General features: G+C 51.2%; 20 protein-coding genes. 18 read left to right on the top strand and 2 right to left on the bottom strand.

From position 1 onward, the window contains the following. The first annotated feature begins 368 nt into the window (after positions 1 to 368). Positions 369 to 3,773, top strand: a complete 3,405-nt coding sequence (locus tag DEF47_RS20340; RefSeq protein WP_012191580.1) for a DUF11 domain-containing protein — start codon at positions 369 to 371, stop codon at positions 3,771 to 3,773. A gap of 212 nt (positions 3,774 to 3,985) precedes the next feature. On the opposite strand, the gene DEF47_RS20335 is transcribed toward DEF47_RS20340, so the two are convergent. Continuing rightward, entirely contained in the window at positions 3,986 to 5,743 is a 1,758-nt protein-coding gene (locus DEF47_RS20335) for an alkaline phosphatase D family protein (protein ID WP_012191581.1), read from the bottom strand. Between the two features lie 116 nt (positions 5,744 to 5,859). Here DEF47_RS20335 and DEF47_RS20330 point away from each other — a divergent pair, with 116 nt between their 5' ends. From DEF47_RS20330 to DEF47_RS20300, 7 genes are all read left to right on the top strand, one after another. Continuing rightward, on the top strand, positions 5,860 to 6,972 hold the full coding sequence (locus tag DEF47_RS20330) for an STAS domain-containing protein (protein ID WP_012191582.1): 1,113 nt from the start codon (positions 5,860 to 5,862) through the stop codon (positions 6,970 to 6,972). A gap of 186 nt (positions 6,973 to 7,158) precedes the next feature. After that, a complete protein-coding gene (locus tag DEF47_RS20325) occupies positions 7,159 to 9,087 on the top strand; it encodes a VanW family protein (protein WP_012191583.1) in 1,929 nt (642 codons plus the stop codon). A gap of 9 nt (positions 9,088 to 9,096) precedes the next feature. After that, the gene (locus tag DEF47_RS20320; protein WP_012191584.1) at positions 9,097 to 10,311 is read left to right on the top strand and encodes an AI-2E family transporter; all 1,215 of its coding nucleotides are present in this window, start codon (positions 9,097 to 9,099) and stop codon (positions 10,309 to 10,311) included. A 126-nt stretch (positions 10,312 to 10,437) separates the two neighbouring features. Beyond that, on the top strand, positions 10,438 to 13,095 hold the full coding sequence (locus DEF47_RS20315; protein WP_012191585.1) for an ATP-binding protein: 2,658 nt from the start codon (positions 10,438 to 10,440) through the stop codon (positions 13,093 to 13,095). A gap of 11 nt (positions 13,096 to 13,106) precedes the next feature. Further along, positions 13,107 to 13,643: a Uma2 family endonuclease gene (locus DEF47_RS20310; RefSeq protein ID WP_012191586.1), complete on the top strand. Its 537-nt coding sequence runs from the start codon at positions 13,107 to 13,109 to the stop codon at positions 13,641 to 13,643. Then, entirely contained in the window at positions 13,643 to 13,849 is a 207-nt protein-coding gene (locus tag DEF47_RS20305; RefSeq protein WP_012191587.1) for a helix-turn-helix domain-containing protein, read from the top strand. Before DEF47_RS20310 ends, DEF47_RS20305 begins: the two co-directional genes overlap by 1 nt. Then, a complete protein-coding gene (locus DEF47_RS20300; RefSeq protein ID WP_012191588.1) occupies positions 13,842 to 14,687 on the top strand; it encodes a DNA-methyltransferase in 846 nt (281 codons plus the stop codon). Before DEF47_RS20305 ends, DEF47_RS20300 begins: the two co-directional genes overlap by 8 nt. Positions 14,688 to 14,814: 127 nt before the next feature. On the opposite strand, the gene DEF47_RS20295 is transcribed toward DEF47_RS20300, so the two are convergent. Then, on the bottom strand, positions 14,815 to 16,605 hold the full coding sequence (locus tag DEF47_RS20295; protein ID WP_012191589.1) for a carbohydrate-binding module family 20 domain-containing protein: 1,791 nt from the start codon (positions 16,603 to 16,605) through the stop codon (positions 14,815 to 14,817). Positions 16,606 to 17,257: 652 nt separating this feature from the next. Between DEF47_RS20295 and atpB the strand changes: the two genes are divergently transcribed. The 10 genes from atpB (at position 17,258) to DEF47_RS20245 (ending at position 26,578) form a co-directional block, all read left to right on the top strand. Next, a complete protein-coding gene (gene atpB, locus DEF47_RS20290) occupies positions 17,258 to 18,514 on the top strand; it encodes a F0F1 ATP synthase subunit A (RefSeq protein WP_287045320.1) in 1,257 nt (418 codons plus the stop codon). Positions 18,515 to 18,586: 72 nt separating this feature from the next. Further along, a complete protein-coding gene (gene atpE, locus DEF47_RS20285; protein WP_012191591.1) occupies positions 18,587 to 18,820 on the top strand; it encodes an ATP synthase F0 subunit C in 234 nt (77 codons plus the stop codon). Between the two features lie 79 nt (positions 18,821 to 18,899). Beyond that, positions 18,900 to 19,394 carry a F0F1 ATP synthase subunit B gene (locus tag DEF47_RS20280; protein WP_012191592.1) on the top strand — a complete coding sequence of 165 codons (495 nt, stop codon included), beginning with the start codon at positions 18,900 to 18,902 and terminating at the stop codon, positions 19,392 to 19,394. Beyond that, on the top strand, positions 19,394 to 19,750 hold the full coding sequence (gene atpH, locus DEF47_RS20275) for an ATP synthase F1 subunit delta (RefSeq protein WP_012191593.1): 357 nt from the start codon (positions 19,394 to 19,396) through the stop codon (positions 19,748 to 19,750). Before DEF47_RS20280 ends, atpH begins: the two co-directional genes overlap by 1 nt. A 59-nt stretch (positions 19,751 to 19,809) precedes the next feature. Continuing rightward, positions 19,810 to 21,363 carry a F0F1 ATP synthase subunit alpha gene (atpA, locus tag DEF47_RS20270; RefSeq protein ID WP_012191594.1) on the top strand — a complete coding sequence of 518 codons (1,554 nt, stop codon included), beginning with the start codon at positions 19,810 to 19,812 and terminating at the stop codon, positions 21,361 to 21,363. An 80-nt stretch (positions 21,364 to 21,443) separates the two neighbouring features. Next, a complete protein-coding gene (locus tag DEF47_RS20265) occupies positions 21,444 to 22,331 on the top strand; it encodes a F0F1 ATP synthase subunit gamma (protein WP_012191595.1) in 888 nt (295 codons plus the stop codon). A 44-nt stretch (positions 22,332 to 22,375) separates the two neighbouring features. Then, a complete protein-coding gene (gene atpD / locus DEF47_RS20260) occupies positions 22,376 to 23,791 on the top strand; it encodes a F0F1 ATP synthase subunit beta (RefSeq protein WP_012191596.1) in 1,416 nt (471 codons plus the stop codon). A gap of 94 nt (positions 23,792 to 23,885) precedes the next feature. Further along, entirely contained in the window at positions 23,886 to 24,296 is a 411-nt protein-coding gene (locus tag DEF47_RS20255; RefSeq protein ID WP_012191597.1) for a F0F1 ATP synthase subunit epsilon, read from the top strand. A 97-nt stretch (positions 24,297 to 24,393) separates the two neighbouring features. Then, positions 24,394 to 25,395 carry a rod shape-determining protein gene (locus DEF47_RS20250; protein ID WP_012191598.1) on the top strand — a complete coding sequence of 334 codons (1,002 nt, stop codon included), beginning with the start codon at positions 24,394 to 24,396 and terminating at the stop codon, positions 25,393 to 25,395. A gap of 310 nt (positions 25,396 to 25,705) precedes the next feature. Next, entirely contained in the window at positions 25,706 to 26,578 is an 873-nt protein-coding gene (locus DEF47_RS20245; protein WP_012191599.1) for an HD domain-containing protein, read from the top strand. Positions 26,579 to 26,602: the final 24 nt, after the last annotated feature.

The raw sequence follows: 26,602 nt of genomic DNA, 5'->3' as shown, positions 1-26,602 counted from the left end.
CAGGCATATTCTGCTCTTTTGGTTTCTCATTTCAGAATAATACCCAACAAATTAATCAATGGTCATATTGTAGATGGCGGCACGAATCAAAAGTACCCTAAATCTAGGATACTTTTTTGGGCTATTTTTCTGTGGGTTGATGGATGGGTTCTAGTATCAATATGGTGTTAGGTAAATAGTTGTTTATTTTCCTGACTCTCGCGTAATTTATAGGTTGACTGTGTTAAACCTGAATCTTCGACCCGCATGCTTGTAATTTGTCACAATAGTTTGGCCAATACGAGGTATGGCGTGATCTTCGCGTGATAGTTGCGTGATAGTTAATCAATATCCTGCTTAGCGTAGTATGTGTCGCTAAGGAGGGTTCCATGCCACGGTTGGTGCTTCAACTCGCTTTGCTCGCCGCACTTATCGTTCGTTTTAATCTCCCCGCCGCGCAAGCGCAACCTCAAGCTTTTGTCGCTCCTGAAGAATTACAGGCTGTCGCCGATGATCAATTTTGGAATAATACAGGCTTGATTGCTGGGGCAAATAACACGATTCGCGCCATCAGTTCGCAATCAGGCGATTTATTTGTTGGTGGTTTGTTCGATCGCATCGCTGGCATCAGTGCCAATCGGGTGGCTTTTTGGGATGGCGATCATTGGAATACGATGGGCAGTGGGGTTAACGGCCCAGTCGATGATCTCGATGCTTCAACTGGCGGTTCAGTTTATGTGGTTGGCTCCTTCAGCAGTGCTGGTGGAATTGCCGCCGATGGCATTGCTCGTTGGAATTCTGGCACAGGCCAATGGTCGGCCTTGGCGACCAACGTCAATGGAGCTGTTACCGCCGTTTTGGTGCAACAGGTCGCTGGCAGTGATGTGGTGTATGTTGGTGGAACGTTTAGCTCAATTGATGGGGTGAGTGCCAACCGTATCGCTAAATTCAGCAATGGCTCATGGTCGGCATTAAGCAGTGGGATCGGCGGTGGCACTGCTCCCCAAGTGCTCGATTTAGCGATCAATCCGGCCAATGTCAACCAACTTGTGGCTGGGGGCACGTTTAGCTCGGCTGGTGGTAGCACTGCCAACAATGTAGCGATCTGGACAGGCTCAGCTTGGCAGAGCCTTGGTACGGGTAGCAGCAATGGGGTCAACGGTGCTGTGCGTTTTGTTGATTTCCGTGGCACAAATATGGTGGTCGTTGGTGGGAGTTTTAGCAATGCTGGCACTGTTACCAATGTTGGTGGTGCAGCGGTTTGGACTGGTGGCAATACCTGGGCAGCCATGGCCGGACGTGGGGTGACTGGCGATGTGCGTGGGATTGTCGAGAACGCCAATTTTACCTATGTGATGGGCAATTTTGGCAGCGGTATCAACCCCAATGGCAATAGTGTTTTCTCGCCCAATATCGCCCGTTGGGATGGTAATATCTGGTCGCCTGTACCGAATGCCACCAATGCCTTTGGCACAAATGGGGCAATTTTACGGGCTGAACGCTTGGGCAGCGGCAGCGATACCTTCTTTATTGCTGGGGCGTTTGGCACAGCCCATGGCATGGAATTGAATTTTGTGGGCATGGTTGTGCCACAACAGGGCTTCTTGCCTGGCGCAACTGATCGCTTTTTCCCCTTGGCTGGTGGCCTCGAAGGCTCCAACGCCAAAGTTTTTGCCATTCAGCCACGTTCTGGCGAAATTATTGCTGCTGGGCGCTTCGATCTGGGCAGTAATCGCTTGCTCAATAATATCGCTCGCTTTGATCCTGTTGATCGAGTCTGGTCGCCGTTGACTGGCTCCAGTGATAGTGGAGTCAACGATGATGTGCGTGATCTTGCGTTGCGCAACACCGATTTGATTGTTGTGGGTGAGTTTAGCAAGGCTGGTGGCATTGATGCCGCAGGCGTAGCTAGTTGGAATGGCACAACCTGGACTGCCCTCGCAACCAGCATCAATGGTCGGGTCAACGCGGTTGCGATCAGTGGCAGCGATATTTATATTGGCGGCGAATTTACGCTGATTGATGGTGTGCCTGCCAATCGGATTGCCCGTTTGAGTGGTGGTTCATGGCAAGCTGTCGGCGCTGGCACTGATGGCCCTGTCAATAGTTTGTTGTTCAAATCGAACCAACTCTATGCTGGCGGCTTGTTTGCCAACGCTGGTGGTGCGCCTGCCAGCAATCTTGCCCGCTGGAACGGCACAACATGGCAAGCAATCGGGGTGGGCACTGATGCCGAAGTGTTAGCTTTGGCCGATGTTAATAGCACGACTGTGGCAGTTGGTGGGCGGTTTACCAGTGCTGGTGGGGTTGCCAACACCCGCGCAGTTGCTCTGCTTAACCACAGTAGTTTGGCATGGACGGCGCTTGGCACTGGCACTGATGGCTATGTAACCAGCCTCGTCGTGCGCGGTGACGATTTGTATGCTGGTGGTTTGTTCAGCCGCATGGATGGCTTGACGGTCAATCATGTGGCGCGGTGGAATGGCACAACTTGGAATGCCTTGGGTAGTGGGGTTGCGGGTGGCAACCTGCAAAATAGCGAAGTTGGAGCCTTAGCGGTCAATGGCGATAATCTGTATGTTGGTGGACGTTTTGATCGGGCTGGCGATAAAGTTTCGCATCGCTTTGCTGAATGGCGACAACCCGAAGTTGATCTCAGCCTCAAACTGAGCGAATCGCCTGATCCGGTGACGATTGGCAATCCTATGAGCTATAAAGCCACCGTCAGCAATTTGGGCACGATCAGCGCCAGCAGCGTCGTGTACGAACAAACCTTTGCCAATACATTAGTTTTTGGTCAAGTTACAACCTCGCAAGGCTCATGTAGTTTCCCCAATTCTACGACCTTACGTTGTAATTTAGGTACGCTAGCGGCCAATGCTAGTGCCAATATCACAATTAATGCTACGCCCAGCCAAGTTGGCACAATTAGTAGCACGGGCACGGCTTCATCGCCTGCGAATGAGGCTTTTCCAAGCAACAATAGTCGTAGCGTTGCAACTCAAGTGATTGTGCCTGGTAATCCAGTGCCAAGCATCAGCAACATCACGCCTGATCGCTTTATTCGCCAGCCGATTGGCTTTCCACCGCCGCCAGCAGTGCGGATTACAGTCAATGGCACGGGCTTTGTGGCCAATTCCAAGGTTGTGGTAGCTGGGGTTGAGCGCACGACAACCTTTATCAATAGCAATCGGCTGGAATTTAGTATGGCCGCAACCACCAGCCAAGGCACATACTCGGTTTTGGTGCGCAACCCCACGCCAGGCGGCGGCGATTCCAACAGCGTAACCTTGGGGGTTTCGGTTGGCATCGTTGGCTTGAGCAGCATCACGCCCAACCTTGGTGGCACTGATGTCGATCTACAAACAACCTTCAATGTAAGCTGGACGCATACCACCGATCCATGGCGAATTATCGAGCACCTCGATTTGCGCTTGGTCGATAGCGATGGTGTGGCTTTATGGGCACGCTTTACCGAAGGCGTTTCGGGCACATTTAGCCTGCTCGATGCCAATGGCGATGTGCTTGGTTATGCCACGGCTGGCAGCAGCGATCCATTGGAGAGCGATAGCGCCATCCTCGATTTGGCGGATAGCAACTTTGCTGGCAGCGGGCCGACAGGCTTTAGCATGCAAGTCAATTTCAGCATTCGCTTCAAACCAAGTGCCGCTGGTCGTCGCTATAACATCGAGTTGTATGCCACCGATGATCATGGCGGGGTACAAGGGCCAGATGTGATGGGCACATTCACCGTTGGCATTCACGATGTATATCTGCCAATGACCATTAAATAGGTTTTGATCCACGAAGCACACGAAGAGCACGAATAATTAACCGCGAAGGACACAAAGAGCACGAATAGTTAACCGCGAAGGACACGAAGAGCACGAATGTTTTAGTTGGGTTGGAATCCTGAATATTGCAGATATTTCAGCCTACCAATCAACCAGAACTTTGTGTTCTTCGTGTCCTTCGCGGTTTCGTTGCCCTCATCCCTGTTATCTCGTTACTTCGTTACTGCTGGCAAATAATTGAGTATCAGCGTTGGCGAGATGCTGACGATGGGATCAACCTCGAATTGCTGCACAATCACTGGCATACGGCTCACCACCTCGCCTGGATTGTTGGCCAGTTCGCTGGTTCCATAAGTATCGATACCATAGGTCGAAACGCGCAAGGTTTGGTCAGGCTGGCTAATTTCAAATTCAGTCCAGCCAAAGTAGTGGCCAGCAAAATAGCGCCCTTGCAAGAGCGTGGTGCGTTCAGCGAACGGCGCATCCTGCAAGCCCACGGGCGTGTAGCCGAATACATTTAATACGGTGTTGAGCCAACCTTCCGCCGCCGCGTCTTGTTGATCGTTGGGTAGTTGTAAATAATTATTGTAAGTGGTTGAGCTAATAATTCCGGTTGATAAGGCTCCTGCTGCTACTCGCATGCCAAATGGCGAGGTCGTGGCGACCGAACCAACCGAAATTTCCCAGGCATTGGTGGGGATTTGCGGCTGGCCTGCGGCGGTTTGGTAGCTTAAATTATTGACAACCGTACCATGAATATCGGCGGCGATAAACACCACATTTTCAATTGCATGATCGTTGATAAAGCTCAAAATGCGGCTGCGTTCGGCGGCATAGCCCTCAAAGCGATCGTTGGCCGCTGCTGTGCCAAGGTTTTGAATTGGCTCAGGCACAATCACAAATTTCCAGGTGATATTGGCTTGATCAGCGGCGAGCAAATCGTTTTCGAGTTGGCTGAGTTGAGCTTGACCAAGCAAGGTGCGGGTTGGGCTAAATACGGCAGTCAAAAAGGCCACAATTTCTGAGGGCGTGTTGTTGGGTGCTGGTAATTTTTGGTCGCGAAATGAACGGCCATCGAGCACAAAAAAGGCTGCCGTATTACCATATGGTTGGTAGCGGTAAAGTTTACGCTCGTTGGCAGTCCGCAGATCGCCAGTCGCGCCATAAAACAGCGCATTAACTGGGTTATATTCGACGAAAGCTTGATAGCCCGCTTCAAAATAATCAGTATCATTGATGTAGCTGGCATTGGTCGGCAAAAAACGTGGATCACTGCTCGGTGCTGCCCCACCAGCGTGATCGTTGGCAACTTCATGATCATCAGTTGTCGCTAGCCATGCGGTGGTCGCGCGTAAATCGGCCAGCGTGTTCAAATTCAGCCGCGTGCTATAACTTTCGGTCTGTTTCAAGCGAAATTCGGCTAAAGTTTTGGCGGTTGTGCCCAACACAGGCGAGCCAATATCAGCATAAATTGAATCGCCAAGATGAATAAACAGATCAAGATCGCGCTGATCGGCGTTGGCTAAAGCTGGAAACGGCGCGAGTGCCCCTTGTTGATCGCCGCTTGCGCCAAAGCGTAAATTGCTATAGGTTCCACTGGTTGGGGCGGTGCGAAATCTACCAGCAAATGAAGTATTGCTGAGCGTTGTAGCACGATAAAAATAACTAGTAGCCGGTTGTAAATTGCTGATGCTGGTTTTGGCTGGTTGCATCGTGTCGGTGATGCTAACTGTGGCCGAGCCAGCCACTGGATTAAAATTGGCGTTGAGACTATATTCAAAGCTAACCGAGCCAAGGCTGGCGGAACGTGCCCAAAGCACCGCGCTGGTAGCAGTTACATCGCCCACAGCCACGCCTTGCGGCAAATCGGCGGGCGGAAAGAGCAGATTTGTCCGGCCAACGCTTGAACTGCCTGACCAACTTCCAGCTAGCAAGCAACATAAACAACATAGCCCAAATAAGCGGCGCATAGTTAGCTCCTTGTTGATAGTGGAAAAATCCCCCCTAGTCTAGCGGCGTTGTCAATCCACAAATTGATTAAATAATGGTAGGATGCAGCAACAACATCTTGCACCCGAGGCAATTTATGGCAGAAACCATCGCACCGCCCCGTCAGATTGAAGATATGCTGCAAACCTCGAATGAGCAACGGATTAAGTTGTTTAGTTTGGTTGAAGGTTTAGCATTGTTGGCCGTTATGCTGATTTTGCTGGTTGCTGGCAACGGCCAACAAGTGCAAATTGGCTTGAGCATTTGTGCGATTGTGGGCACGATGTTGGCCGTTACCTTTGCCTTGCGGCGTTCGCGCTATGTCGAATGGCTGATTTACGTTAATCTAGCCTCGATTACCTTGATGCTTTCGTTAACTGGGCCAATTATTGGCGAAGTTGATGGCTCGGTCTGGGTTTTGTTTCAAGTTCCACCATTAATTGCCACAATTGTGTTAAACACTTCGCGGGCAACCACTGTTATTTGCGTTGCATCATCAATTATTCTTTCGATTATTATTGGTGGAGAGTTAGCTGGTTTTATTCCAATTAAATTTTTGGTGCCTAAATCGGCCTTATTGATCAACTTCTTTTGCCAATTGCTTGTACTGGGAATTATTGCCACGACCGTGCATTTATTGGTTGGGCGGGCCAAACGTGCGTTTGCCGTGGTGGCCAAAACTGAGGCCAAGTTGGCCCAGCAATTAGCCAACGAGCGTGAATTGGCGCTGCAACGTGAGCAACTGAATGCCCAATTAAGCCAAAGCCTGGCTGAAATTAGCCAGCGCGATAGCCAAATTCAAGCCGAACAAGCGGCTCAGGCGGCTTTGCGCGACCAATTGCGTCAACTGAGTTTGCCTGTGATTCCAGTACTCAAACAAACTGTGGTGATGCCATTAATCGGTGAGCAATTAGCCAACTCCAGCGAGGGGATTGAAGAAACCTTGCTGAATGGGATTAGCCAGCATCGCGCCAAAATTGCCATTTTAGATGTAACCGGGGTTCCTACGATTGATACCGAGCTTGGGCGGCGCTTAATTCAAGCCACGGCGGCGGCGCGTTTGCTTGGAGTTCAGACGATTATCGCCGGAATTCGGCCTGAGGTTGCCCAAACCTTGGTGAGTTTGGGGATTGATTTTAGCAGCGTGACCACTGTTGCCAGCTTGCAAGATGGCGTTGCAATGGCGATTAAACGTTTAGGCCTTGGCTAATTCATGCTACAATTTGGCAATTCCCCAACCCAACGACAGGATTTAGGCTGAATAGTACCTTTGGTGGCTGCATGGGCTGGAACATGCCATATCAGCGATTTATCAGCAGCCAACGAGCAAGGTTTGATTGACGCTAGAATCTGCCACGCCCTATGATAAGAGCATCTAAACATAATGGGGGCAGTTATGATGAGTAGTATGGCCGCAGTTGCGCCGAACCCTCAAGCGCTGGCTTGGGCGAGGGCTGGTTTGTTGGCAATCAAATATGGGCGTTATCGTGATAGTGCTGCTTTATTGACTCGCGCAGTTAAGCTTGACCCAATGTTGGGCGAGGCTTGGCGCTGGTTGGGCGCACTGCATAGCGGGCAACGTCAAGCCTATTGTTTGCGTTGGGCACAACGATCATTGCCGAGTGCCACCATTCCGCGCTTGCCGAGCGTCGTCGCGGCACCTATAGCGCCAGTTCGCAGCAAAGCCAAACCGCAACGCCGAGGCAATTGGCGCAAAGTTGCCCGTTGGTCGAGCGCCGCTGCCCTAGCCGCCTTGCTTGGTTTTGGTGGTTTTCAGGCGGCCTACGCCAATCGGGTTTATCCTGGCATTCAGGCTTTTGGTCAATCGCTGAGTGGCTTGACCAGCAACGAAGCCGCCCAAGCGATTTTGCCAACCTTGCAAGCTTGGAACAATCATCATTTTAAAGTGCAATTGGGCGATCAAACCGCGATTGTGCCATTTAATGCCTTGACGAGCTTTGACCCTCAAGTGATTGCTGAGCGAGCGTTGCAAATTGGCCGCGAAGATTCGTGGTCGCAGCGCTTGAGCAACCAAAGTTTAGGAATTGTCGGGACGATTAAGGCCGATGGCTTATTGCTCAATCAAGCCTCACTTGATCAGGCCATCCAAACCTTGGCTGAAGCTAGCGATCGTTCTGCCGTCGATGCACAATTTCAGCACAATGCCAATGGTGCTTGGGCGGTCAGCAACGATGTGATTGGCCTCAAACTTGATCGTGATCAAACCAAAGCGGCTTTCCAAGCCGCATGGGACAGCATTGATTGGGCAGCTGCGCCGCATGATTATGAAGTGGTGGTCGTGCAACAGGCCTTACAACCGCAGCAAAAAGCCACTGAGCTTAATGCGCTGTTGCCAACCCTCAATCAGCAAACTGCTGCTCCGTTGATCATTACGATCAAGGGTAACGAGCATCAGTTTGATCGCACGAGCTTGCTCGATTTACATAGATTACCGCAAGCAGGCCAACGTTTTGGCAATAATGATGCTGCAATCAAAGCAATTGTGCAGGAATTAGCTCAAAACTATGATCAACCCGCCCAAGCCTCGCGGCTGGTGCGCAACGGCAATCGCGCGATTGAATGGCAATTTGGTCAAATTGGCTACACGCTTGATCAAGCGCAACTGCAAACTCAAATTGGCCAAGCCCTGAACACCGCCAATAATGCAGCCTTGGATTTCTCGTTGCATGAAACTGTGCCACCTGCTGGTGAGCTTGAAGCCTTGGGGATTTATCAAGTGATTGGGGTTGGCGCATCAGATTTTAGCTCCTACCCCGATTACAACCGTGATCGCAATGTTGACGTTGGTGGCAAGGAATTTGATGGTCTATTGATTGCTCCTGGTGAAGTGGTATCGTTTGGTGGTACGGTTGGCGATATTTCGCTGGAAAAAGGCTACCAAATTGGCGAGATGATTGAAAATGGCGTGGCTGTGCCAAGCATTGGCGGTGGCATTTGCCAAGTTTCAACGACGCTATTTCGCGCGGTATTTTGGGCGGGTTTGCCAATTGAGGAGCGCCACAACCATAGCTGGCGTTTGGCTTGGTACGAAGTTGATGCGCCCGCAGGCATGGATGCGACGATCGCCTTGGGCGGGCCAGATCTCAAATTTCGCAACGATACCAATGGCTATATTTTGATTGATGTTGAAACCGATCTGGTTAAGAAAAACCAAACTTTTACCTTATATGGCAGCGACACAGGCCGCACGGTGACGATGGAAGCAACCGGCAATGGCTGGAATTTCTTCCAAATTTTTCGTACTATTACTGAGCGCGATGGCATAAGCCGCAGCGATCGTTGGGATAGCTATTATACGCAGTAGGGAGGCTTTGTGGAGCCAAAAACACCAGAACCAATCATCAAAACAATCCCATCTTGGCGCGATTTAGCCCGTTGGACAATCACCGCATTTGCGATTTGGCTGGTGGCGTGGTTGCTTTGGCGCACGGGAAATCAGCTCTTGCCGTTTGTAGTTGGTTTGGTGTTTGCCTATTTGCTCTTGCCCTTGGTCAACAAGTTAGAGCGCTGGATTCCGCGCTGGGCCGCGATTTTGGTGGTCTATATAGTTGGCTTGGGAATTGTAACAGGCTCGATTCTCTATATTGTGCCGCCTGCAATCGACCAAGTGAATGGGTTTGGTAAATCATTGCCTGAATTTTATAAAAACACCCTCGAACCCAAAATCAATGAAGGTCTAAAGTGGTATCGGAGCGAAGTGCCCGACGAGATTCAAGAAGATATTGATAAGCAAGTGAGTAAAGGCATCACTACACTCAAAGAAAATGCTACTAATTATGTTGAAACAGGCGTGAATGGAATTTTGAATGGCTTGGGGGTGATTTTTCAAACAATTATCTTCCTCGCAGGCTTTTTGATTATTCCATTTTGGCTGTTTTATGTGCTGCTTGATGAACGCAAAGGCAAGGCAGCCCTGATTCGCATGATTCCCAAAGCGGTGCGAACCGATGTATTGACCGTGCTATCGATTTTTGATCGGGTGTTTTCGGCTTATATTCGGGGCCAATTAACGCTTGGCTTGATTATCGCAATTATGTCGTACATTGGCTTGTGGATTGTTGATTTGGTGATGCCTGGCGAAATTCCCTATAAATTGCTGTTGGCCTTGGTTGCAGGCTTCACCGAATTAATTCCGGTGATTGGGCCGATTATTGGGGCAATTCCGGCGGTAATTGTTGGCTTAACCACCTCGTTGCCAATGGGCTTAGTCGTCGCTGGCTTGTATATTGTGATTCAGCAAATTGAAAATAATTTCCTTGTGCCACGGATTATCGGGGCAATTGTGGAAATTCATGAAGCAGTTTTGATGCTGCTGTTGGTGATTGCTGGTACAGTTTCGGGCTTGCTTGGGGTAATTATTTTCGCCCCGATGGCGGCAGTGGCCCGCGATAGCTACCAATATATCACTGGTCGCTTGCGCCAACCCAACGATCCACGCTATTTGCGAGCTGGCGAGTTGCCGTGGGAACATAAAGAAGAACCTGAAACGCCGATGCCGCCGATGTTGGCTTTGCAAAATAAAGCCTGATGGATGCTGCCCCTTGGTTTGTTCAAACGCCAAGGGGCAGTTGCTTAAGCTGATCGCCGAAGGTCACTGCATAACACCACTCATCGTAGTATAATAGCGCCATCTTGGACTTGGGGAGACCGATCCATGGGCCGCAACTCGTCTTTTCGCATTTGGCTAACTCGTATTCGTCCTCTAGCTTGGGCCTTAGCTTGCTTTGCGCTCGTGCTCTTCGGCTACACCTTTACCACCACGATTCCGACGGATCGCCTGACGGTGATTGCGAGTATTTTGGGGGTAGCGGCGCTAGCCTTGCCATGGTTGTTTAATCCTGAGGGCGATTGGCGCGAGTTGCGCACGCTGGGAATTTTGGCCTTGCCCTTGAGCGTGGCGATTCTCAGCGAGGGCTATAATACGGCGCTCTGGTCGGTGCTCTTGATTCCAGCGATTGCGATTCCGCAAATGTTGCCGCCGCGTTGGGCTTTTAGCGCAATTGCCTTGATGGTGATTGCTTGGGCGGTCAGCAATGTGTTAGTTCCAGCTGTCGCGGTCGAAACTGTGGCGATTGAAGTTGGCTTGCGAAGTTTGGGCTTTGTGCTGGTGGCGATTGCGGTGTGGTTGGCGGCTCGACCACGTTTTGATTATCCGGCCATGCTGCCCGAAGCGCCAATTCGTCGTGCTACACGCGCTGCTGAGCGCTTGCGTGGCTCGCTTAGCCCCGAAGAAACTCTCGAAGAATTAGCCAGCGCCGCCAAAGCGTGCGGCCCGTTTATTTTCGCCAGCGCCTCAACCGTCGATTGGCGGGCACGAGTGCTGCGTATGGCTGTGGCGATTGGGGGTAGTGGCCGCACCCTCGGCGCAACCGAAATGCTCTCAATTCCATGGGATGAAATTACGGTGTTGCTGCGCGATGATCGGCGCATTGGCGATAATGCCTATCTTGCCGATTCGCTGCCCTTCCGCGATATTGCTGGCGAACACTATATGCTGGTGCCAGTCCGCACTGCGACTGGCGAGATTTGTGGTTTGCTGACGGTTGGCGATGATGACCCCAAAGCCCGCAAGCGCCTGACTGAAACTGCGCCATTGCTTGAATTATTGGCTTCGCAAGCCGCCGCTGTGCTCGAAAACGCGGCGCTCCAAAACACGCTTGCCCAACGAATCGAAGCCACAACCGCCGAAATGGGCCGCACCGCCGAAGATGCAATGCGGGCACGCACTCGGGCCGAAAGCATGTATCAGATTGTGCGGGCACTCAGCGGCACGCTCGAACCGCAGCCATTGCTTGATCAAGCCCTGTTGTTGATTGCCCAAGCTACCCAAGCCGAGCGCGGCGGGATTATGTTGATCGATCATAAAAATGGGCGTTTGGCTTTCAGCACCAACCTTGATCGTAATATCACCCGTACCGAGGCGATTTCCTTGGAGCGTGGCCAAGGCTTGGCAGGCTGGGTTGTTGAGCATCGTGCACCCGTGATTATTCCCAATACTGCCGAAGATAGCCGTTGGATGGTGCGCACCGATTACGACAAAAAAGGTCGTTCAGCGCTGGCCGTGCCGATGGAGCAAGATGGGCGAGTCGCTGGGGTGATTGTGCTGATCAACAGCCGCATCAATCACTTTACCCAAGAGCATATTCAATTTGTGCAGGTCATTGGCGATCAAGTGATGACAATGCTCAGCAATGTGCAGCTGTATCGTGCCACGACCGAGCAAGCTCGCCGTTTGAGCCAAGCTCTTGAACAACGTGAAGAAGAAGTTAGCCGTAGTTTGGCAATTGTACGTTCGATTGGCGATGGTGTAGTGGTTGGCGATCGGGTTGGTCGGATTCGCTTGATTAATCCGGCTGCCGAGCAATTGCTGAATATCGAAGCTGCTGAATGGTTGGGCAAGCCCTTGATGAGCCTGCCTGGTGCGCCCGAGAGTGAGCCACGCCTGACCGAAAAGCAAACCTACCAGCAATTTGAGCTAAGCGGGCGCATGATTCGCGCTTCGAGCACGCCAGTCTTTACTTCGCAAAGCGAATGGCTGGGCAGTGTGGTGGTCTATCACGATATTACAGCGTCAGAATTGGCTGATCGCATGAAAACTGAGTTTGTGGCGACGGCCTCGCACGAATTGCGTACCCCATTGACCTCAATTAGCGGCTACATTGATTTGCTGATGTTAAACACGCTTGGTCCCTTGACCGAGCAACAACGCCAATTTTTGAGCGTGGTCAAGAACAACATCGAACGTTTGAATGCGATTCTCAACGATTTGCTCGATGTTTCACGCATCGAATCGGGCAAAGTGCGGTTGCAACGCAAGCCAATTAACCTTGATGAACTGATTCAATCAACAGTGATGTCAATTCATCAACAATGGAGTGGCAAGCAAATTTCCTTGGCGCTCGATGTGCCCGATGATTTGCCGCCAATGATTGCCGACCCCGAACGCATGCGCCAGATCGTCACCAATTTGATCTCAAATGCCTACAAATATACCCGCGACGGCGGCAGAATTGATGTTGTAGTCAGCAATGGCGGCGATTCGGTGACCTTAGCGGTCAAAGATAGCGGCGTGGGCATCGCTGCTGATGATCAAAAGCATATTTTTACGCGCTTCTTCCGCTCGGAAAACCCGCTCAAGGAGCAGGCTGGTGGCACGGGCTTGGGCTTGAACATCACCAAATCGCTGGTTGAGCTGCACGGTGGCAAAATCTGGTTTGATAGCGAAGAAGGTCGCGGCACAACCTTTAATGTCCAACTGCCGGTCGGCGGCGATTCCGACTGGACTCCCGCTTCATGGCTTGAAGGAGTGTAAAGGAGCTTGCAATGCCAACCCAACGGTTGATTGATCTTGAACATTTTTTGCAAGCCGATTTTCAGCATGCTGAGTTAGTGCAGGGAGTTGTGCAGCCTGTGAGTCCAGTCCAACTACAACATAGCCTGATTGTTACCAAATTGCTGGTTAGCCTCAGCTTATGGAATCAAACCCAAACCCAACCAGGGCTGGTTGGCACAGAATTGGGCTTTATTCTTGGCCCCAACACTTTGCGTGCTGCCGATGTATTTTTTATTAATTCGAATCAGCTAGGACAACAACAAAGCGGCGATCGATATTGGCAGGGTGCACCAAGTTTGGCGGTCGAAGTTATCTCGCCCAATGAGCGGGCGATTGATGTTGAAGAAAAAATTAATGATTATTTGGCAGCCAATCTGCAATTAATGTGGATTATCTATCCGCGTTTAGGCAGCGTACATCAGATTGAGCCAACCCAACCACGCCGAATTTTAGGCCTCAACGATTGTTTGGAGCACGCGCGAATTTTGCCGCAGTTTGTTGTGCCGATTCGGGAGTTGCTAAGCTAGTGCGGCGGCGCAAACCACAACCTTTGAACGAGCAACGCCGCGAGGTATTATTGTGGCTGGCTCAACGTGGCTGGACATTAGCCCAACTAGCGGCGGCAAGTGGCTGTGATTCGGCAATTTTACGGGCTTGGTTGGAAGGCAAGCGTTCATTGAGTGAAGCCGAACGCTTAGCGATTGAGGAAGCATTAACATCACACCATGAATAAACTTTATTTTGGCGATAATTTGGCTGTTTTGGCAACCCTGCCAGCGGCCAGCTATGATTTAATTTATATTGACCCGCCCTTCAACACTGGCAAAATCCAAAGTCGCACCCAACTGCGCACGGTTCGCTCCGAGCAAGGTGATCGGGTTGGCTTTGGTGGTCATCGTTATAGCAGCATCAAAATTGGCGAGCGAGCCTATGGCGATAGCTTTGACGATTTTCTGGCATTTATTGAGCCGCGTTTGCTTGAAGCTTACCGTTTGCTGAAACCCCAAGGCAGCTTCTTTTTTCACATCGATTATCGTGAAGTCCATTATTGCAAGGTATTGATCGACCAAATTTTTGGCCGTGATTCGTTTATCAACGAAATTATTTGGGCCTACGATTATGGCGCTCGGTCGCGCAAAAAATGGTCAACCAAGCACGATACCATCTTGTGGTATGCCAAAGATCCCGAAAACTATACCTTTAATTATGATCAGATTGATCGCATTCCCTATATGGCTCCAGGTTTGGTTGGCCCCGAAAAGGCTGCCCGTGGCAAAACGCCGACCGATGTTTGGTGGAACACGATTGTTAGCCCCAATGGCAAGGAAAAAACTGGCTATCCGACCCAAAAACCACTAGCAATTCTCAACCGGATTGTGCGCGTCCACTCCAACCCCAACGATCAACTGCTCGATTTCTTTGCTGGCAGCGGCTCGTTTGGTGAGGCGGCTGCGCGGAATGGCCGTAATTTCACCTTGATCGACCAAAATCCCCAAGCAATTGAGGTGATGCGCCAACGTTTGGCCTTCGCTGAGCCAGAATTTTACGAAATACCCAAGGATATAATTTAACCACGAAGGACACGAAGTTTCACTAAGGTTTGGGTTATTGGTTCTCTGATGTCTTGTACAAAACTCAGGTTTCCAACGAGCCTAACATTCGTGCTCTTCGTGTCCTTCGTGGTTAAAAACTCAACAGCTATTTCCAGGTATCGTTGCGGGTGACCGTGCCGCTGCTTGGCGTGGTAAATGTACGGTTACTACCGCTTTCCCAGGTCACATTGCCCGAACCATCTTTCTTGATGTATTTGTATTCGATGGCGGTGCTGGCTGGCAAGTTGATTGTCTTGCTCCAAACTGGGTAGCTTGCTGATGAGAGCAACACAGCATTGGCGGTGTTCCAGCTACCAAGTGCCGAGACATTGCCAATCACATAGACATTTTGGCCCCAAACCGTGGTGGCATTTTCGTTGAAGGTGACAGCGATGCTGCCGCTTGGTGGGGTGGTTGGCACTGGCGTTGGGTTAGTGCCATTGATTTTTGCGCCACCATGAATTGCCACTGAATCCATTGCGGCGACCGTGATTGTTGCTTGGCCACTGCTGTTGACGCTGATGGTTGGGCCAGAGCACGAGCCATTGTTGAAATCGCCGTGAATTACATCGCAGTAGGTTCCGGCGGGCAAGCCCGTAGCAAAGGTGCGGCTCAAGCTGCTGCCTTCGCGGTTGATTGCTACGAAGCCCAAGCTGCCACGGCTGAACGAAATTTGATTATTGCCATTCGACCACCAGTTGCTGGTGCTGAAGGCTGTGCTAGTGTAGTTGCGGAAGCCAACCATATTGGCGATGCCGCGCCAGCGATGTTCACAAACCCAGTTGCTGCCACCGCAATCGGCGGTGTTGCCATTGTAGACATTGCTGCTGGGTGGGCCTTGGTCGCCGTTGCTGAAGTTGTAGCTCGACATGACTTGGGGATAGCCATAGGGCCAAGCTAGAGCGAAGACGTTGGCAAGTTCGTAGAGTTTGCCATCTTTGAAGGTAACGACATTGCCAGCGCCGCCATGGCCGCGTTGGTTGTCGTGGTTATCGGTGAAAACCACCGCACTATCGCTGGCGATAAAGCCCCAAGCTGTGCCGAAGTTGCTCATGTTGGCAAGCTTGTCGGTTTTGAACATGCGGCCAATGTTGGTGCTGTATTTGAACTCAGTCACATCGCCGTTGCCCGTATATTCGCCTGAGGTAATTGGCTCGCCGCCTTGGTCAATCACTTCTTGATAGATGTAAGGATTGCTGGCGCGGCTCATGATGTTGGCAATATCAGCGGCGGGCATATGCTTGGCAGCATCAATGCGGAAGCCAGCTACGCCCAAACTGCGCAGATCATTCAAATAGGCAGCTAATTTGCCGCGAACATAATCTGATTCAGTTTTGAGATCGGCGAGGTTAACCAACTCACAATTTTGAACTTCCCAGCGATCTTGGTAGTTGCTGATATCGTCGTTGCCATTGCGGCCACAGTGGTGGAAATCTTGAGTTTGATAATTACCGGGGTAATTGTAGCTGGTGTAGCTTGAGCCAGCTACGCCCGTGCCACTGCCCACGCCGGTCATGTGGTTGATCACGGCATCGACATAAATATCAACCCCAACAGCTTTACAGCGTGAAACCATGTTGGCGAACTCGGCGCGAGTGCCCGAGCGGCTTTGAATCTGATAGCTAACTGGTTGATAGCGCGTCCACCATTGCGAGCCTTGGATATGCTCTTGGGGTGGCGAGACTTGAACAGCAGCGAAGCCCTTGGGGCCGAGCCAATTTTCGCATTCTTTGGCGATGTCAGTCCATTTCCATTCGAATAAATGGACGAAGGCCGTGCGTGGAGTAGTTTGGGCTTGCGTTGCCCGTGGAGCGGTTCCAAAAAAGCCAACCGAGAAGATGATCACAACCAAGACGAACAGTGTCAGCCGCGCCATTGCGCGAGTGGTCCGTGACATAAACGTCCCTCCTTTGGGGCGTGAACGGTTGATCGATATGTTAAATCTGCCGTGCCAGCTTCAGGCCTAGGATTGTTGAAACGACACAGCACCTACGGGGAATGAATCAACGATGATTCATCGAGCCACTATCAATTTGTTTATAGATCGAACAAAGTTTTAGCCCTAGAAAAATACCGTCGTACTAAGTTGTGATGTTGTGGAGCGTTGTTGAGTACGATTAGGCAAATGTCCCGATTTGGGCTGGTACTTTTGGTTCGTTCGTTTGTTGGACGAAGTATACACAAGCGATTTAGGCTTGTCAAGCAAAAATCTTTAGGAAATTTTAGCTTTTTAATAATTTGTAACAAATAGCAAGCCTTTGAAGGGATGAAGGATGAAAGGCCTGGCACTAAGCTATTGGTTTTGGACTAAGAAACCTTCGCGATCTTCGCGATCTTCGTGGTTACAACCTTCGTGCTCTGCGGGTCCTTCGTGGATCAATGTGCTAATCCATCCTTGCCAAACCCCAGCAAGATTGTTGAGAGGTTTTTGTGACAATCAGCACAAAGCCAGCCAAATTCATGGCAAATTGATCAAAAATTCATGCTTGCAACCATGGCATTGCAATGATTTCTGCCCGTTGCAAAGGGATTCAGGCCATTCTTGACTAATGTTAACAAGTTTGACAAGAGCATATGCATCCTTTATACTTGAGAATGTGCAAAAAAGCACAAAATCCCACAGTCGTCTAAAGATTTCGTTGCCCACCGTTGTGCATGACCGACAGAATGCCGCATGGTTGGGCTATAAACGCGGAGGGATCGCCTTGTCCACTAAACGAAACATATGGATTCCTGTCGGTATTGTCCTCGTTGTGGGGATTCTACTGCGCATATTCCTGCCTGTGGGGAAGCCACTGGTGTCGGTTCGCGCTGAGGAAGTTTTCCACATAGGATCATACAACGTCACAAACTCCTTGTTGTTAACATGGGTTGTGATGATTTTGCTTGTTGTGCTCTCGTTGGCAGCTACTGCAAAATTGCGCAGTGGCAACGACGAAGCCTTGAAGCACCCCAAGGGCTTGCAAAATGCCTTGGAATATGGTGTTGAAGTTCTATACAACACCATGCAAGGGGTTAGCCCGAAATATGTAGCCCGCTTCTTTGTCGTGGTTGCAACCATCTTCTTCTTGGTCTTGCCTTCAAACTGGTTCGGCTTGGTCCCCGGTGTTGGTTCACTTGGGGTTTGTTTTGCTGAATCAGAATTAGAAGTGATGCACGGCCATACTCCGGTAGCTGGTGCTGGCCCAAGCGAAAAAGTCATCGGTGCTCAAAAAGTTTGGTCAGATTACACCAACAAGTGTGCTGGAACTGCTGATACCTTGGTGCGGGCTGAAGCTTCAGCCCAAGGCATCGTCTTGCCAGCAACCTTGGAAACGCCTGAGCAAATTGCCCAATACAAGGCAGTCTCAGCCGAACTCGACCACGCTGGCAAAATCACGCCTTTGTTCCACCCCTTCTTGCGCCCAGGGAGCGCTGACTTGAATATGACCTTGGCTTTGGCCTTGATCTCATTCGTCGTCACCGAATTCTGGGGCTTCCGCAAGCAAGGCTTTGGCTACTTGGGCAAGTTCTTTATCTTCAACCAAGGACCAATTCAGTTCTTCGTCGGGATTATCGAACTCGTTTCAGAATTCGCTCGCATCATCTCGTTTACCTTCCGGCTTTTCGGCAACATCTTTGCCGGCGAAGTGGTGCTCTTGGTGATGGCGTTCCTGTTCCCAGCCTTGCTTTCATTGCCATTCTATGGCTTGGAATTGTTCGTGGGCTTGGTTCAAGCCTTCGTGTTTGCAATGCTGACCATGGCGTTTATCGATATGGCTGCTGAATCGCACGGCGATCATGGCCACGAAGAACACGCCCACTAATCGCTTGATCGCCATTTGATCGCATAAAAACGTTCTTTGATACAGATTAAGTTCTTTTGGAGGATAACGCTCATGACGGATACAGGTGCACGTTTGTTGGCTGCGGCTCTCGCAATCGGTTTAGCAGCAATTGGCCCTGGTATCGGCGTAGGTTTGTTGGTTGCTGGTGCATTGCAAGCTATTGCCCGCAACCCAGAAACTGAAGGCTCGATTCGTACCAACATGTTCGTTGGTATCGCCTTGACTGAAGGTTTGGCAATCTTCGGTTTGGTTATCTCGCTGCTAATCGGGTTCGGCGTGCTCTAAGCACCACACAAACGCTACCGCTGACATTCGTTGATGGCGTTTCGCCGCTGCGCAGCGCCATCTCCCAAGGGGGACTTACATGGATAAGCTTGGGGTTGATCTCCCGCTCCTTATCTCGCAAATTGTCAACTTCTGCTTGTTGGCATTCTTGCTCAATACATTTCTTTACAAACCAGTTTTGAATGCCTTGCAAGCCCGCTCAGAGCGGATTCGCGAGAGCTTAGATAACGCCGAAAAAGTCAAGCAACAATTGGCTCGGGTTGATGCCGACTACGAAGCGAAGCTGCAAGAAGCTCGCCGCGAAGGTCAAACCATCATCAGCCAAGCCCAAGAACGCGCTCGTGCCCAAGAAGCCGAGTTGTTGGTTGTTGCTCGCAATAACGCTGCCAAGATCGAAGAAGAAGCTCGTGGTAAAGTCGAGCAAGAACGCCAACAAGTGTTGCGCGGCTTGCAAGGCCAATTGGCTTCTTTGGTGACCGAAACCGCCAGCAATGTGCTTGGCCGCGAACTGCAAACCAAAGGTCATGACGAGTTGATCAATAAATCAATTGACCAACTTGGGAGGCTGAACTAATGAGCAGCCGCGAACCCGCAAGCTACGCCCGCGCTGTCTATGATTCATTAGTTGCAGCGCTCACAGCCGAAGGCCAAGAGCAACTCTTGCCCGCCGTGCTGGATGAGTTGGTGCAGTTGGCGCGTTCGGGCGGCCCAACCGCGGCAGAAGTTACAAGCGCCGTTGAACTTAGCGCTGAACAACGAACTAAGATCGAAAAAGATCTCAAGGCTCGTTATGGCGCATTGCTTGATATCGCCTACAAAGTCGATCCAGAAATTCTGGGCGGCTTGTTGGTGCGTGTCGGCGATAAGGTGCTTGATTCAACTCTCCGCCAACGCCTCAACGCAGTCCAACGCAATATGATGGCCGGATAACTGTGAGGAGTGATGAGGCTGCCGCTTCATCCTTCATACTTCGATCATAGAGGCAAACAATGGCTGTAACAGCAGAAGATATTCTTAGTCGTCTTAAAGCCAGCATCCAGCAACCTGTCGGCGGAGACCCAACTGCGGTCAACGTCGGGACGGTTGCCAGTGTTGGCGACGGCGTGGCGCGGATCTCAGGTCTGCGCGATGTTATGGCTTCGGAGTTGCTTGAATTCAAGCAAACGAAGTCAGGCGAAACCGTCATGGGCATCGCGCTGAACTTGGAAAAAGATAACGTCGCTGCCGTTATTTTGGGCGATTATCTCGAAATTGAAGAAGGCGACTTGGTACGCTCAACTGGCAAGATTATTTCAGTGCCAGTTGGTCAAGAGTTGCTTGGCCGTGTCGTTGACCCACTGGGCCGCCCACTCGATGGCAAAGGCCCAATCAGCGCCAGCAAAACCCGCGAAGTCGAACGGATCGCCCCGGGTGTGATCGAGCGTAAATCGGTGAGCCAACCAGTGCAAACTGGGATCTTGGCGATCGACGCACTGATTCCAATCGGGCGTGGTCAACGTGAGTTGATCATCGGCGACCGCCAAACTGGTAAGACCGCGATCGCGATCGATACGATCATCAACCAACGCGGTCAAGGTATGGTTTGTGTGTATGTCGCAATCGGCCAAAAGCGCTCGAAAGTGGCTCAAACCATCACTACGCTTGAGCAAAATGGCGCGATGGATTACACCATCGTGGTCAATGCTTCAGCTTCAGAATCAGCAGCATTGCAATATATCGCACCGTACTCAGGCTGTGCCATCGCTGAAGAAGTGATGGAAGTCGGCGTAACGGTCGATGGCAACTTGGTCAAAGATGCCTTGATCATCTATGACGATTTGTCGAAGCACGCTGTGGCTTATCGCCAAGTGTCGTTGTTGCTGCGCCGCCCTCCAGGCCGCGAAGCCTACCCTGGCGACGTGTTCTACTTGCACTCACGCTTGTTGGAACGCGCTGCCCGTTTGAGCGAAGTCAATGGCGGTGGTTCGATTACGGCCTTGCCAATCATCGAAACCCAAGCTAACGACGTTTCAGCCTACATTCCGACCAACGTGATTTCGATCACCGACGGTCAAATCTTCTTGGAATCGGACTTGTTCTATGCTGGCCAACGCCCAGCTTTGAACGTTGGTATCTCGGTGAGCCGCGTAGGTTCATCGGCCCAAACCAAAGCCATGAAGACCGTTGCTGGTAAGATGAAGCTCGAATTGGCGCAGTTCCGCGAATTGGCAGCCTTTGCGATGTTTGCTTCTGATTTGGATGCAGGCACCAAGGCCCAAATCGAACGCGGTCAACGCCTTTCAGAATTGCTCAAGCAACCACAATACCAACCAATCGCTTTGGAAGACCAAGTGATTATTCTGTGGGTTGCTGGCAACGGCTTCTTGGATGATGTTCCAGTTGCTCGGATCAACGACTTCAAGCGCGATTTCTGGCAGTTTATCCACAGCAGCTATGCTGAGGTTGGCCGCGCGATCGCTAGCGAAAAAGTCTTGAGTGAAGCAACCATCGCCAGCTTGCGCAAGGCCGTGACCGAATTCAAGCAAACGGCGAGTTATAAATAGATAGAGGTTGGGGGCTGGGGGTCAGGGGTCAGTTACCTTGATCCCACCCTCGCCTCAATCTCTTTCTTTACGAGGATTTTATGGCTTCAGCACGAGAAATTCGGCGGCGGATCAAGAGTGTTAAGAACACTGGCAAAATCACCAAAGCGATGGAGCTAGTGTCGGCCTCGAAGATGCGTCGCGCTCAACGAAACGTGCTTGCAACCCGTCCCTATGCCGACCGCCTTTACGATGTAATGGGCGAGTTGACGTTACGGTCGATGGGTGGCGGCACGAAACACCCGTTGTTGCAGCCGCATCCCACAGTAACTCGTGTTGCGTTGATTTTGATCACGCCCGACCGTGGGCTGTGCGGTGCGCTTAATTCAAACTTGACGCGTGCAGCGGCTCGCTTTATCACAGATCAAAAAAGCCAAGGTCGTAGTGTTTCAGTCATTGCTATCGGCAAAAAAGGTCGCGATTTCATTTTACGGGTTGGTCAAAAACTCGATTCTGAAATCATTGGCTTGGGCGATGCTCCTCCACTGGTGGATGTTTTGCCCGCAGCCACGACCGCCATCAATGGCTACAGCCCCGATGCAAGTGGCAACTACGATTATGATGAAGTCTACTTGCTTTGTGCCGAGTTCGTAAACACGTTGGTGCAACGGCCAAAATTGCGCCGTTTCTTGCCAGTTGAAGCCCCAGGCAACGCTGGCGCAACCAAAGTCGATTACTCATACGAACCAAGCCAAGAAGATGTGCTTGACCAATTATTGCCACGCTTTATTGAAGTGCAGCTTTACCAAGCCATCCTTGAATCAATTGCAAGTGAACATTCGGCTCGGATGATGGCTATGCGCAATGCCAATGACAATGCCAAAGAGTTGGTGCGCGACCTGACCTTGACCTATAACAAGGCCCGTCAAGCAGCTATCACCACTGAGATTAGCGAAATCGCCGCTGGTGCAACAGCGCTCAACCAATAATCAGCTAGTATTTGCTAGTGATTGTTGACCATTTGGAGAATTCCATGGCAACTGGAAAAATTTTACAAATTACTGGCGTGGTTATCGACGCAGAATTTCCTGCCGATGGCCTGCCACAAATTTATAACGCGTTGGAAATTCCCTTGGGCGAAGGCCGCTCATCGCTGATCTGCGAAGTCCAACAGCAGTTGGGTGATAGCGTGGTTCGCGCGGTCGCTATGTCCACCACCGACGGCCTTGTCCGTGGGATGGACGTAATCGACACTGGCGCACCAATCAGCGTGCCAGTCGGCCCCGAAACCTTGGGTCGGGTGTTCGACGTTCAAGGTCGGCCAATCGACGGTGAAGGCGCGGTTGGTACTACCAAAACCATGCCAATTCACCGCCCAGCCCCAACCTTTGAAGAACAGTCAAACCGCGCCGAGTTGTTCGAAACCGGCATCAAGGTTATCGACTTGATCGCGCCCTTCACCAAGGGTGGTAAAACTGGGGTGTTCGGTGGCGCAGGTGTGGGCAAGACCGTTATTATCCAAGAGTTGATCTCGAATATCGCTAAAGAACAATCCGGTTACTCGGTGTTCGCAGGCGTAGGCGAGCGCTCACGCGAAGGTAACGACTTGATCCACGAAATGAAGGATTCAAAGATTCCTGGCACCGACCAAACCGTGTTCGATAAAACGGTGATGGTGTTCGGTCAAATGAACGAACCACCAGGAGCACGCTTGCGGGTGGCGCTTTCAGCCTTGACCATGGCTGAATACTTCCGCGAAGAAGGCCGCGACGTACTCTTGTTCGTCGATAACATCTTCCGCTTTACCCAAGCAGGTTCGGAAGTATCGGCGCTCTTGGGCCGGATGCCTTCACAGGTGGGTTACCAACCAACCTTGGGTACCGAGATGGGTGAATTGCAAGAACGCATCACTTCGACCAAGACTGGCTCGATTACCTCGTTGCAAGCCGTCTACGTGCCTGCTGACGACTACACCGACCCAGCTCCAGCGACAACCTTTGCTCACTTGGATGCAACGATTTCGCTGGAACGCTCGATCTCAGAAAAAGGTATCTATCCTGCGGTGGACCCACTGGCTTCAACCAGCCGGATTCTCGACCCCAACATTGTGGGCGAAGAACACTACCGCGTCGCGACCGAAGTTCAACGGATGTTGCAACGCTACAAAGACTTGCAAGATATTATTGCAATTTTGGGTGTCGAAGAATTGTCAGACGACGACAAATTGACAGTTTCACGCGCCCGCAAGCTCGAACGCTTCTTCTCACAACCATTCGGCGTGGCTGAAGTGTTTACCAACATTCCAGGCAAGTATGTCGCGGTTGGCGATACCGTCAAGAGCTTTGCCCGCGTCTTAGCAGGCGAGTTCGACCACATTCCCGAAAGCTTCTTCTTTATGAAGGGTGGCATCGACGATGTGGTAGCCGCTTACGATGCGTCAAAGCAATAATCGATCAATGATTATCTGACCCTGCGCCGGCTGGAACGGGCATTAGTCCCCGCCCCATTCCGGCGCATTGTCTATAATCGCTGTGAGGATGTGTATGCCAATCCAATTGGAAATCGTCACCGCTGAGCGCGTGGTTCTTTCCGAAGAAGTCGATATGGTCAGTGCGCCTTCAGTCGAGGGTCGGGTGGGGATTTTGCCTCGCCACGAGCCATTGCTGACGGTGTTGCAACCAGGCGAATTGCACTATGTGAAAAATGGTGTTAGCATGCCCTACGCTATCAGCGGTGGCTTCATGGAAGTCTTGCCAAATCGCGTGACGATTTTGGCCGATACCGCTGAACGCGCTGATGAAATCGATGAAACCCGCGCCGAACAAGCTCGCTTGCAAGCCGAACAAGCTATGCGCGATCGTCAAAGCACCGAGGATCTTGCTCGGGCCGAGATTGCCTTGCGCCGCGCCACAGTTCGTTTGCAAGTTGCGAAATTGCGCCGCAACCGTCAATAGTAGGTAGCATGAGTGTAAAGAACATCAGCTATTATCCATGGCCTTTAAACCTGTGATGATCGGTTGGTGTTCTTTATGCGTTTGGAATAATTAAGGTATGGCACGAAAAATTGGGATTGACCTAGGCACGGCAAATGTGCTTGTCTACATCAAGGGCAAAGGAATTGTCTTGTCCGAGCCGTCAGTGGTGGCGCTCTCGCGCAAAACCAATAAGATTCGCGCAGTTGGCACTGATGCCCTGGCGATGCTTGGCCGTGAACCCGAAAGCGTTGAGGTGATTCGCCCAATGCTCAACGGGGTGATCGCCGATTATGAAACCACCAAGGCGATGTTGGAGCACTTTATCGATAAAACCCGTGGCTTTGGCAAGCCCGATGTGATGATTTGTATTCCGGCTGGGGTAACCACCGTCGAGATGCGGGCTGTACGTGATGCCGCTCGTAAAGCTGGCGCACGCCGCGCCTATTTGATTCGTGAGCCACTTGCTGCTGCGATTGGCGCGAATATTCCGGTGGCTCAACCATCTGGCAACTTGATTATTGATATTGGTGGTGGTACAACTGAAGTTGCCGTGATTTCGCTCAACGATATTGTGGTGAGCAATTCGGTACGGGTTGGTGGCAATAAGTTCGATGAAGCCATCGCCGCCTATATCAAACGTAAATATAATATGATGATCGGCGAACGCACGGCTGAAAGTATTAAAATTGAAATTGGTTCAGCCTTGCCGCTCGATCGTCCATTGACCATGCAAGTGCGCGGTCGCGACCAAGTTGCTGGCTTGCCACGCACGATCGAGGTCGATTCCAACGAAATTACCGATGCTATCCAAGAGCCACTTGAGGCGATTATCAGTGCGGTGCGCTCGGTCTTGGTCGAAACGCCCCCCGAATTATCATCGGATATTATTGATAAGGGGATGGTGATGACTGGCGGTGGCTCGATGCTGCGCCGGATCAACGAATTGTTGACTGAGGTTACGGGTGTACCCTGTTACGTTGCCGACCAGCCCGCCAACTGCGTGGCCATCGGCACAGGTCTTGCCCTAGAAAATCTCGAAATTCTCCGCGAAAGTTTGTCGGGGAGTGATATAAATTAGGGGTCGGTTGTTGGGGTTGGGGATGCGTGTCTCATGCCCTCACCCCCTCTCCCGCCGAGCAGGCGAGGGGGAACCACCAACCAAAAGCCCTTCGCCCGCATGCGAGGCGAGGGGGAACCACCAAGCCAAACGCCCCTCGCTCGCCGCAGTGGGAGAGGGGTTGGGATGAGGGGGACTAATGATTATTCAACGTTGAATGATCACATTGGCAATTGACGTTTATGCAAGCTGGCAGTGATTGCTGGCCCATTCATTGAAGTAATGAACTGATTAGCCCTGAGCTACTGTTGTTGCTTCAGCGAGGTTCTCTATGGAAATGCGCGATGATGCGCGGCTCGCCGATGAAGTCGAGAAGCTAAGCCATACAGCGGATACGCTTTCGCTTGATACGAAAGACCGTATGCGCGATGTTGTTGCTCCTAAAATTGAGGCTGCGGTTGCCCAACGTGAGGCAATGGTCGCCGAATTAACTAGCCAACCTGTCCAGGCTCCAGCCAGCGAATTAGCCAAGGCTGATCCCCGCCGTGTGACAATTACCCAAGTGCGCAATCATCCCCATACCTATGCCTACCTTGATGCTGCCAATAATCAGCTTAAGTTGATTGGCTATACTGAGCATGGCCGTCGCCATGCATCTTTAGTTGGCCATATTGGGGCAAATGTGTTGCGCCGCCTAAAGTTTTCGGCTCGCGAGATTGAGCTGGCCGAAATTGCGGGCGTGTTGCACGACATTGGCAATAGCATCAATCGCAATGATCATGGCCAAACTGGGGCGATTTTGGCCAAAGATATTTTGAGCAGCCTCGATATGCCAATCGACGAGATCATCACGATTATGGGCGCGATTGGTAATCACGAGGAAGAACGCGGCCATGCGGTTTCAACCGTGGCAGCGGCACTGATTTTGGCCGATAAATCTGATGTGCATCGTTCGCGGGTGCAAAACAGCGATCCCACCACCTTTGATATTCATGATCGAGTTAATTACGCCGCGACCAAATCATTTTTACGGGTTGATACTGAGCAACGCCGTGTTACACTGCAATTAACCATCGACACCGAGATGGCCTCGGTGATGGATTATTTTGAGATTTTTCTTTCACGAATGGTAATGTGCCGCCGTGCTGCTGAGTTTCTTGGTAGCCGCTTTGGCCTCTCGATTAACGATGTATCGGTGTTGTAGCTGCTACGCTAGCTGGCTCACCAA

It is taken from the genome of Herpetosiphon sp., assembly GCF_003512625.1.
Taxonomy (GTDB): Bacteria; Chloroflexota; Chloroflexia; order Chloroflexales; family Herpetosiphonaceae; genus Herpetosiphon; species Herpetosiphon aurantiacus.
Note: the sequence above shows the minus strand (reverse complement) of the source record. Positions and strands in the feature narration are given on the sequence as shown.